Raw genomic sequence first — 9,543 nt, forward strand, 5'->3', positions numbered from 1 at the left:
CCCTTGAGCGATCGATGCCGGCCAGCAGATCGATCACCGCTTGCGGCGTCACCTCGCCGATCGGCTTGCCGGTGCCGTTGACCACCGCGAACGGCTTGTTGGCGGCAACGATACCGGCCGAGAAGCTGGCGATCTTGGCCTCCGGCGCCACCGTTCCGCCATGCTCCGAGCCGTCGCAGGCGCGCATTAGGCTGCGTGCCGAAATCACCTTGGCGCGGTCGACGTCGCGGGTGAACTCGGCGACATAGTCGGTCGCCGGATTGACCACCAACTCCTCCGGCGTGCCGATCTGGATGACCTCGCCATCCTTCATGATGGCGATGCGGTCGGCCAGCCGGATCGCCTCGTCGAAATCATGGGTGATGAAGACGATGGTCTTGTGCAGCATGGTTTGCAGCCGCATCAGCTCATCCTGCATTTCGCGGCGGATCAGCGGGTCGAGCGCCGAGAACGGCTCGTCGAGGAACCAGATTTCCGGTTTTGTCGCGAGGCTCCGGGCGATGCCCACACGCTGCTGCTGGCCGCCGGACAATTCGCGCGGATAGAAATGCTCGCGGCCACGGAGCCCAACGAGTTCGATCACCTCGCGCGCCCGTGCCTCGCGTGTCGGCCGATCCTGCCCCTGGATGCTGAGCGGGAAGGCGATGTTCTCCAGCACGTTGAGATGCGGCAGCAGGGCAAAATTCTGGAACACCATGCCCATGCGGTGTCGTCGCAGCTCGATCAGCGCTGCATCCGAAATCTTCAGCAGATCCTTGCCTTCGAATTCGACCTTGCCGTGGGTCGGCTCGACCAGCCTCGACATGCAGCGCACCAGCGTTGACTTGCCGGAGCCCGACAGGCCCATGATGATGAAGATCTCGCCCTGGCGGATTTCGAGGTCGACGGCGCGCACCGCGCCGACAAGTCCGGCAGCTGTGACGTCGGCCATGCTGGCCTTGCCGTCGCGTTCGCGGATGAAATTGGCCGCGTTCGATCCGAACAGCTTCCAGACATTGCGGCAGGCAAGCTTTATCGGGCGGGCATCTTTTGGCGTGCCCGCCCCCTTGGCGCCCTGTTCAGTCTTGTCCGTCATTCAAACGTCCTTCTGGAGCACAAGAACCGAGGCCCGCCTGATCAACTGCCGGGTCTCATCTTCCAGTCGGAACGATCACTGCGCCCAGGCTTTCCAGTCGGCCTCGTGGGCGGCGATCCAGGCGGCGGCGACGTCTTCCGGCGTCTTGCCGCCGAGATCGATCTCGCCGCTCATCTTGTTGAGCTCGTCGGTGTCGACCGTGTAGGCCTTCGCCACCTTGTAGGCGACCGGCCATTTGTCCTTCATGCCGGCCCAGGAGTACTTCCAGATCTCGCCATGCGGCTTGCCGCAATCATATTTGGCGTCGGGGTTGGTGCCCCATTTCGGGTCGTTGTAGCACTCGGCCGTGTATTCGGGGAATTCAACCCATTCGCCCTTGTATTTGGCCGGCGCCCAATGCGGCGAATAGATCCACAGCATGATCGGCGCTTTGCGCTGATAGGCCGAGTCCAACTCGGCGAACATCGCCGCGTCGGTGCCGGCATGGATGACGGTGAAGGGCAGTTTCAGCGCTTCGACGCGCTCGTCGTCAAAGCCTTCCCATGTTACCGGGCCGCCGAGATAGCGCCCCTTCGGTGCGGTCTCCGCCGTCGAGAAGGCTTCGGCGCATTTCGGATCCTTCAGCGCTTCCCAGTTAGGCAGGCCGGGGCACTTCTCCTTCATGTATTCGGGAAACCACCATTCTTCCTTGGCCTTGGGGCCGAGCTTGCCCAGCCGTTCGGTCTGGCCTGTCGCATCGGAGGCCTTCATGGCCTCGCCGGCGGTCGTGTCCCAGAATTCCATGCCGACATCGAGATCGCCATTGGTGAGACCGGTGGTCAGGCTGGAGAGGTAGTCGGCGGTCGGATATTCGACGGTATAGCCGAGCTTTTCCAGGATGCCGCCGAGGATCTTGGCGTTGAGGTTGACGCTGGTCCAGTCGAACAGCGCGATCTTGATCGGATCGTTGGATTCCGGTGCGGCGGCTTGGGCGGAAGGTGTCAGCAGGCTTAATGTCGCGAGCGCGACGGCGCTCATCGAGAGTTTCGAGATCTGGCTGCGAAATGACATGCTTGTTCTCCTTCAAGCTGTGAAAATTATCGTTCGTTCCCTTCTTGCGGCTTTTTCTTGATTGTGTTGGAAAGACTGGTCTTTGCGCAAGACCGTCGGCGCCAAATTATTGCCCCGGCTTTGGCCAGTGCAGGCAAGATGGTGCTCAGTTCTGGTGATAATGGAACAGGATCGGAGTGTCGGCGTCATGACTGCCGACGGATCACTGAGGGAGCGGTCATCTGCGGATCGATTGCCAGTCCTGCGGCGCCCTGCAAGGTGCGAGCCATCAAGGTCGTATGATCTCGGCTACCCGCCTGGTAAGCCCCATCTCGCCAAGGCCGTTTCATAGGATGAAATTATATATACCAAGGTTCATGTCGCGCAACGACTAACGCTTCGCGAGACGTACAAATTCAGACTGCAGGCGAAGCTGAGCTCTTACCAGCAGACGTAGCCGCCATCGACAATCAGGTCGAGGCCGGTGACGAAGCTCGCTGCGCGGCTGGCGAGGAACACCGTCGGCCCGACCATTTCCTCCGGCGCCGCCATGCGCCCCATCGGCGTGTCGCGCTTGAAGATCTTCACCTCTTCCGCCACCTCTGGCCGCTTGTTCATCGGCGTCAGCGTGTAACCGGGACTAACCACATTGACGCGCAGGCCGCGATCGGCCCACTCCATGGCGAGGCTCCTGGACATGTGGATGACGGCGGCCTTCGAAGAGTTGTAGTGCGCCTGCGTCAGGCCGCGGTTGACGATGGTGCCCGACATCGAGGCGATGTTGATGATCGAGCCCTTGCCTCGCGCCAGCATCTTGCGCGCTTCGGCCTGACAGGACAGGAACACGCCGGCGACATTGACGTCGTGAACCTTCTGCCACGTCTCCAGCGGCATCGTCTCGGCGGGCTCGGAGCCGGCAATGCCGGCATTGTTGACGGCGACGGTGAGCGCACCGAGTTCGCTCTCGACGCGATCGATCGCCGTCGCGAGATCGCTCTGCGATGTCACTGTACCGGTCAGCACCAGCGCTTTGCGGCCGAGCGCCGTGATCCGGTGCGCGGTTTCGTCCAGCCCACCCTTCGATGCATGGCCGAAACAGGCGACGTCGGCGCCTGCCTCGGCCAGTCCGATCGCGATTGCCTGGCCGATGCCGCTGCCGGCGCCGGTGACCAGCGCGACATCGCCGTTCAGTTTGAAAAGATCCATCGAGTGCCCTCCCTGGCCCAGGGAGGGTATGCGCTGAGCCGTGCTTCGATCAAGCGCTCGCGCGCAAATGGCTCAAGCGGCGTCGATACTCAGAAATAACCGCTCGACGCGGCCGTGGCTTCCTTCGGGATTTCGACGCCATCGACCAGGATCTTGTCGACCAGTTCGTGGTGGAAGCAGACCAGCCCCTTGATGCGCTCCGCCTCGTGCACCGGCTCGGGATAATACCAGACCAGGTTCTCGTGACGCTTGGCCTTGGTCGTCACGTGATAATAGTTGGAGATGCCCTTGTAAGGACAGCGCGAAATGTAGCGGCTGGGCGCGAACATATCGAGCCGCGTGTCGGCGATCGGCAGATAGTGGCGCACCGGATGGCCGGTCTCGAACAGGAACACGCCGCGGCGTGAATCGGCGACCTGTTCGCCGTCGAGAATGACCTGCACGCGCCGCGACGACGGCAGGCAGTCGACCCGGCGGAACGGATCGCGGGCGTGGACGAAGATCTCCTCGTCCTCCTCGAACCAGTGTCCCATCTTACTCCAGGTGAACGACATGTAGTCGGATATCGGCGGACAGCCCTTGACCGGATCGAGATAGCGCCAGGCCGCGTCCTCGACCAGCGTGATGCCGGTGTTGAGTGAATAGTGGGTGGCTGTGCCCTTGAACGGGTCCTCTGTCGTCGTCTTGCTCGGCAGCAGGAATTCCTCGCGAACGTCGCCGATCGGGAAGTAGTAGACCGGCAGGTGATCGGATTCGTAGAACACCAAGGCATTGGTCGTATCGGCCACGGTCATCGATCCCACCTGCACACGCAGGCGCTTCTGCGTCGGCATGGTGAAGGCTATGTAGCCCGGCTCGAATTCATACTGCACGATGTTATCGAGCAGTGGAAAATGCGGCCCACGGCCGCGCAGATGGGGCTTGCGAATGGTAGTCTCCCGTTTTGTTTCTTTTGTCATCGGGCGTTGGGGCATGATCAGCTCAACGACACGCGGTCGAGCAGCAGGCCGGCCGCGATCGGCGGAAGGCCGCTGACATTCTTGCGCACCGGCACCAGCAGATCGGGGAAATAGCTGAAGATGACAGGCGTCTCGTCGAGCAGCAATTTCTGGATGTCGGAGGCGGCAGCGCGCTGCGCGCCGGCATCGAGCGCCTTGAGATAGCTGGTGACCATGCCATCATAGGCCGGGCTCTTGAAATGCGCCGCGTTCCAAGGGCCGTCGCTGACCAACGGGCTCTTGAGGAAGATGTTTGGCACGCTGCGATGCGCGTAGTCGGTGATGCCGAGCGGGCTGTCCAGCCAGTCCGACTGGCCGAACACCGCTTTGCCGTAATATTTGTCCTGGTCCTCGATGTTGAGCGAGATGCGCGCACCGATCTCCTTGGCGAAATTCTGGAACAATTGCGCATAGCCCGGAATGTCGGAATAGCGCAGCGTGGTCAGCGTGACGTCGAAGCCTTCGGCGAGACCCGCCGCCTCGAGCAACTGCTTGGCCTTGGCGATGTCCTGGACGCGTTGCGGCACCGACTTGTCGGTCGCCGGGAAGGCCGGCGCGAACGGGCTGTCATTGCCAGTCGCCGCCATGCCGCGGCACAAGCCGTCGACCAGCTTGGCGCGGTCGATGCACAGCGCCAGCGCCTGGCGCACGCGCTTGTCGGTGAAGGGGCCGGTGTCGCAGCGCATGTGCAACTGGCGGTGCGCGGTCGAAGCGACACGCAAGACGGTGATATCAGGACTGTTCAGCACGACCTGGCTGACATCGAGCGGGACGGCATCGAGAATGTCGACCTCGCCGGCCTGCAGCGCCAGGATGCGTGGCTGCACATCGCCGTAGAACTTGAATTCGAGCCGGTCGGGCAGCGCCTTCTCACCCCAATAGTCGGGGTTGCGGATGAAGGTCGCGCCGACCTTTGGCGTGTAGCTTTCCAACCGGAACGGTCCGGTGCCTTCGAACGTCTTTTCGTAATCGCCCTTGTAGCTCGCCGGCAAGATGACGGCGTTGTAATTGTCGATCGACACTGAATAGGGAAAGCTGCCATTCGGCGCATCGAGATGGAAGGCGACGGTGTGGTCGTCGACCTTCCGGGTGCCGCCCTTCGAAAGAAGGCCTTTGAACACCGAAAGCGCGTTGGAAGCGCCGTTGGGATCGGCCAGCCGGTCGAAGGTCGCGACGACGTCGTCGGCCTTGAAATCCTCGCCATTGTGGAATTTCACGCCCTTGCGCAGCTTGAAGGTCCACACGCTGCCATCCTCGTTCGGCGCCCAGCTCTCTGCCAGCACAGGCTTCAAAGTGAGGTCCGGCTGCGTGATGCAGAGAAACTCGGCGGTTTGGAAAACCAGCTGGTAGCTGCCGCTGTCATAGTAGGTGACGGGATCGATGGCGCCGCCCGGCGTCGCCACGCCGGCGCGCACCGTGCCGCCCGGCTTGCCCTCGGCGCGGGCCTGCTGGGTGCCGAGGCCGGCGGCCGCGACAAGGCTGCCCAGGAACGGCAAGGAAAGCCCAAGCACGCTGCCATGGCGCAGGAAGTCACGGCGGTCCATCCTGCCGGCCAGCAATTCGTCAACAGCGGAATTTTCGATTGCAGTGAGTGTTCTGCAAGCGTTGTCGATCATCCGGAAATGCTTGGGCATGGCTGGATTCCTCGCTTGTCTTGGGGTTCAGCCATCTAGTTCATTGTTGACTGCCGCCGGAAAGCGATATTTTTTGATAGGAGTCATCGAAATTTTCGATGCAGGAGGTGGGCATGGACACTGAGAATCTGCGCAGCTTTCTCGAAGTCGCCACCCATGGCAGCTTCACCGTCGCGGCCAGCCGGCTCAACCTCGCCCAGTCCACCGTCAGTGCGCGGATCAGGGGGCTGGAGGAGCAGTTGGGCCGCCGGCTTTTCGTGCGCGACCGCGATGGCGTCACGCTGACGCCGGCCGGCCGGCAGTTCCTGCCGCATGCCTCGTCGATCACCCGCACCTGGGAGCAATCGCGGCAGGACATCGCCGTTCCCGATGGTTACGAGACCTTGCTGCGGCTGACCGCGCCGGCCTATCTGTGGGACCGCATCACCTCGCCATGGGTCGAGTGGATGCGCGCCAGGCGGCCGAACGTGGCGCTGCGGCTGGAGGGCAGCTTTCCGGACTCGGCGATCGACCAGCTGGCGGAAGGCCTGCTCGACATCTGCATCCTCTATCTGCCGCGACCGCATCCCGGCATTGTCTACGAGACGCTGGCCGTCGATCAGGTCGTGCTCGTCCAGCACGCCGCACAGACCAAGCCATGGACCGAAAACTATATCCTGATGGACTGGGGGCTGGAGTTCCGCATCGAGCACGACCGCGCCTTTGCCGGCATGGTCAAGCCGGCGATTTCGGCCGGGCTGGTCTTCATCGGGCTTCAGCACGTGCAGTCGCAGCAGGCCGCCGCCTATCTGCCGCTCAGTGCCGTCAGCGGTCATATCGAGCGCGGCGAGATGCGGCGCATCGACAACGCTCCGGTATTCCAACGGCCGATCTACCTCGCCTATCCCTCGAATCCCGTGTCTTCGGATGTTCTGGATGTCGCGCTCACAGGCCTGCGCACGCTGGCCAGAGACTGGGCCGAAGGGCAGGGTTTTTCAGAAGGTGACCGTGCTCTCAGCATGGCCGGCCAGATCTGACCGGCCAAGCCACGCGAGCGAGAGCGCTATGCCGGCTCGGTCACGACCGCTCTCTGCAGCCTGGCCAGTTCGGCGGAAGGAATGTGGCAGCGGATCGAATGGCCGGGCTGGGCCTCGCCGAGTGGCGGCTCCTGCTGTTCGCAGATCGGGCCGATCTTGCGCGGGCAGCGCGTGTGGAACACGCAGCCCGAAGGCGGATTGGTGGCGCTGGGGATTTCGCCGTCGAGACGAATGCGTGCCGTCTCGGTCTGGTCGAGTTTGGGCACCGCCGACAAAAGCGCCTCGGTATAGGGGTGATGCGGTCCGGAAAAGACGTCTTCCGATGGCCCAAGTTCCATGATGCGGCCGAGATAGAGCACGGCGATCTTGTCGGAGAGGTAACGCACCACGGCAAGGTCGTGCGAGATGAAGATGTAGCTGACGTCTTCCTTCGACTGCAGGTCGGCGAGCAGATTGAGGATGGCAGCCTGCACCGAGACGTCGAGCGCCGAGGTCGGCTCGTCGCACACCACGATGCGCGGGTCGCCGGCGAAGGCGCGCGCGATGGCGACGCGCTGCTTCAGGCCGCCGGAGAGCTGGCGCGGCTTGACGGCAAGATGGCGGTCGGTGAGCCGGACCGAGCGGACAAGGTCATTGAGGCGCGACTCCAGCGCTTTGCCGGAGAGGCCGGCCAGCCGCTTCAGTGCCCGGCCGATCAGATGGCGAATCGAATGCGAGCGGTTGAGAGCCGAATCCGGATTCTGGAAGACGATCTGCATCGCCTTGATCTGGTCGTCGCTGCGGTTCTCCAGCCGAGGCGCCAGCGCCTTGTCCTCGAGTTCGATGGTGCCGCCTTCGTCGGGCGGTACCAGGCCGAGCAGCAGCCTGGCGAAGGTCGTCTTGCCGCTGCCGGACTCACCGACCAGCCCGAGCGTCTCGCCGGGCCGCAAATCGACCGAGACATCCTTGACGGCGCGCAGTGCGTGACCGTGGCTGGAATAGGTCTTGTTCAACCCGGCGACGCGCAGCACTGGTGCTGCCGCCGGCTTTGGGGCGGGCGCCACATCGCTCGGTGTCGCGCGCGGCAGCGCCTGCGCCTTGTCGTGATGGAAGCAGCGCGACAGCCGGCCGCCCAGATCATAGAGCGGCGGCAATTCGCTGCGGCAGCGATCGTCGGCGAGCGCGCAGCGATCGGCGAAGGCGCAGCCCTTGATGTCGGCCCCGATGCCGGGCAGGAAACCCGGAATGGTGTCGAGCCGGCCCTGATCCTTGCGTTGGCCGCCGCGCGGCAGGCAGCGCAGCAGCGCCACCGTGTAGGGGTGGCGCGGATCGTTGAACACGACCTCCGTTGGTCCTTCCTCGACCAGCATGCCGGCATAGAGCACGCCGACCCGGTCGCACATGTTGGAAACGACGGCGAGGTTGTGGCTGATGAACAGGATAGAGGCTGACAGTTCCTGCCTGAGCTGTGCGATCAGGTCGAGCACTTCGGCCTCCACCGTCGCATCGAGGCCGGTGGTGGGCTCGTCGAGGATCAGCATCGACGGATCGTTGGCCAGCGCCATGGCAATCGCCAAGCGTTGCTGCATGCCGCCGGAAAGCTGGTGCGGGTAGCGCTGCATGACACTTGTCGGGTCGGAGATGCGCACTCGGTTCAGCATCGCAATCGCCCGGTCAGTGGCCGCTCGTCCCGAAACGCCGCCGAGTTCAAAAATCTCGGTCAGCTGACGGCCGACGCGGATCGATGGGTTCAGCGCCTTGCCCGGGTCCTGATAGACCATGGAGACGCTTTCCGCGCGCGCCCGCCTGAGCGCTTCGGCGTCAAGTTTCATCACATTCTGGCCGTCGAGCGAGATCGCGCCGCCGGTGATCGAGCCATTTCTCGGCAGATAGCGCACGACGGTGAGCGCCACTGTCGACTTGCCGCAACCGGACTCGCCGACCAGCCCATAGGCTTCGCCCTGGCCGATGGTGAGGCTGAGGTTGCGCAGCACGGCGCGATTGCGGCCGGCGACGCGGTAGGCAACCGAAAGATCGGTGAGTTCGAGTGCGTTTTCGGCCTTGGCGGAGTTAGTCATTGAGCGCTCCGTGAACGCCGTCGGCCGCCAGATTGACGCCGATCACCAGCGAAGCGATGGCGAGCGCATCGAACAGCACCGTCCACCAGAAGCCGCCGCCGATCATGCCGTAATTGTTGGAGATCGACAGCCCCCAGTCGGGCGAGGGCGGCTGGATGCCAAAGCCCATGAAGGAGAGCGTGGCGACGGCGAAAATGGCATAGCCGAGCCGCACGGTGGTTTCGACCAGGATCGGCGGGATGACGTTGGGCAGGATCTCGACGAACATCGTATGCAGGGCACTTTCATGCCTGAGTTGTGCGGCGGCGACATAGTCGAGCTCGCGCTCGGCCAGCACCGCCGAGCGCACGGTGCGCGCGATGATCGGCGCGAAGCTTAAGCCGATGACAACGATGACCGTCGTCTTCGAGGTACCGAGCGCAACGATCGCCAGCAACGCAACGATGACCACCGGGATCGCCATGAAGGCTTCCAGGATTCGGCTGACGACATCGTCGACGAGGCCGCGAAAATAGCCGGTGACGAGGC

Annotated in this window: 8 protein-coding genes; 1 reads left to right on the plus strand and 7 read right to left on the minus strand. The window is 63.4% G+C overall.

Annotated elements, in window-relative coordinates:
* The 5 genes from EN893_RS07900 to EN893_RS07920 all read right to left on the minus strand — a co-directional run.
* Positions 1–1,075: glycine betaine/L-proline ABC transporter ATP-binding protein (locus EN893_RS07900; protein WP_164900757.1), on the minus strand; the 1,075-nt coding region annotated here is incomplete at its 3' end.
* A gap of 75 nt (positions 1,076–1,150) precedes the next feature.
* On the minus strand, positions 1,151–2,125 hold the full coding sequence (locus EN893_RS07905; protein ID WP_127270272.1) for an ABC transporter substrate-binding protein: 975 nt from the start codon (positions 2,123–2,125) through the stop codon (positions 1,151–1,153).
* Positions 2,126–2,545: 420 nt separating this feature from the next.
* A complete protein-coding gene (locus EN893_RS07910; protein ID WP_127270269.1) occupies positions 2,546–3,310 on the minus strand; it encodes an SDR family oxidoreductase in 765 nt (254 codons plus the stop codon).
* Between the two features lie 89 nt (positions 3,311–3,399).
* Positions 3,400–4,290 (minus strand): DUF427 domain-containing protein, encoded by an 891-nt coding sequence (locus EN893_RS07915; protein ID WP_164748763.1) that lies wholly within the window; start codon positions 4,288–4,290, stop codon positions 3,400–3,402.
* The gene (locus EN893_RS07920; RefSeq protein ID WP_127270263.1) at positions 4,287–5,942 is read right to left on the minus strand and encodes an ABC transporter substrate-binding protein; all 1,656 of its coding nucleotides are present in this window, start codon (positions 5,940–5,942) and stop codon (positions 4,287–4,289) included. The genes EN893_RS07915 and EN893_RS07920 overlap by 4 nt, the downstream gene beginning before the upstream one ends.
* Before the next feature lie 113 nt (positions 5,943–6,055).
* Here EN893_RS07920 and EN893_RS07925 point away from each other — a divergent pair, with 113 nt between their 5' ends.
* The gene (locus EN893_RS07925) at positions 6,056–6,958 is read left to right on the plus strand and encodes a LysR family transcriptional regulator (RefSeq protein WP_127270260.1); all 903 of its coding nucleotides are present in this window, start codon (positions 6,056–6,058) and stop codon (positions 6,956–6,958) included.
* A gap of 26 nt (positions 6,959–6,984) precedes the next feature.
* Here EN893_RS07925 and EN893_RS07930 read toward each other — a convergent pair whose 3' ends face one another.
* Positions 6,985–9,015, minus strand: a complete 2,031-nt coding sequence (locus EN893_RS07930; RefSeq protein ID WP_128361475.1) for an ABC transporter ATP-binding protein — start codon at positions 9,013–9,015, stop codon at positions 6,985–6,987.
* Positions 9,008–9,543: ABC transporter permease (locus EN893_RS07935; protein ID WP_164900758.1), on the minus strand; the 536-nt coding region annotated here is incomplete at its 5' end. The genes EN893_RS07930 and EN893_RS07935, both read right to left, overlap by 8 nt.

It is taken from the genome of Mesorhizobium sp. M7A.F.Ca.CA.004.04.2.1 (assembly GCF_004022825.1).
Lineage (GTDB): Bacteria > Pseudomonadota > Alphaproteobacteria > Rhizobiales > Rhizobiaceae > Mesorhizobium.

What these genes read in the sequence shown, in the direction of transcription:
- EN893_RS07905 (WP_127270272.1), bottom strand. Translation starts at nt 2,125, where the DNA reads ATGTCATTTCGCAGCCAGATCTCGAAACTCTCGATGAGCGCCGTCGCG.
- EN893_RS07910 (WP_127270269.1), bottom strand. Translation starts at nt 3,310, where the DNA reads ATGGATCTTTTCAAACTGAACGGCGATGTCGCGCTGGTCACCGGCGCC.
- EN893_RS07920 (WP_127270263.1), bottom strand. Translation starts at nt 5,942, where the DNA reads ATGCCCAAGCATTTCCGGATGATCGACAACGCTTGCAGAACACTCACT.
- EN893_RS07925 (WP_127270260.1), top strand. Translation starts at nt 6,056, where the DNA reads ATGGACACTGAGAATCTGCGCAGCTTTCTCGAAGTCGCCACCCATGGC.
- EN893_RS07930 (WP_128361475.1), bottom strand. Translation starts at nt 9,015, where the DNA reads ATGACTAACTCCGCCAAGGCCGAAAACGCACTCGAACTCACCGATCTT.